The organism is Aquitalea palustris (assembly GCF_003693445.1).
Taxonomy (GTDB): domain Bacteria; phylum Pseudomonadota; class Gammaproteobacteria; order Burkholderiales; family Chromobacteriaceae; genus Aquitalea; species Aquitalea palustris.
On record NZ_RFAR01000123.1, the window covers coordinates 1 to 255 of the forward strand.

At 65.5% G+C, this 255-nt stretch carries 1 protein-coding gene; it reads right to left on the reverse strand.

Features of this window, described 5'->3' with window-relative positions; genetic code table 11:
- Positions 1–255, reverse strand: a 255-nt coding sequence (locus EAY64_RS20475; protein WP_158604744.1) for a hypothetical protein, incomplete at both ends; no start/stop codon positions are given.

Sequence of the window (255 nt, forward strand, 5' to 3'; positions counted from 1 at the left end):
GTGCTTTCAGCCTTGTTGTAGACGTGATCGCCGCCCGAGCCATCGTTGCCGATGCTGATGGTGGCGGTGGTGTCCTTGCTGTCGCTGACGCTGGTGCTGGCGCTGTTGCCGGCCACGCTGGTGACGTCGGCCTTGACGGTGATGGCTCCGTCCACCAGACCACTCAGGTTGGCGCTGCTGGCCGTCCAGTTGCCGCTGCCATCCACCTGGGCGGTGGTGCTGGCGCTATGGCCCTGGCTGTCGGTAAAGGTGACG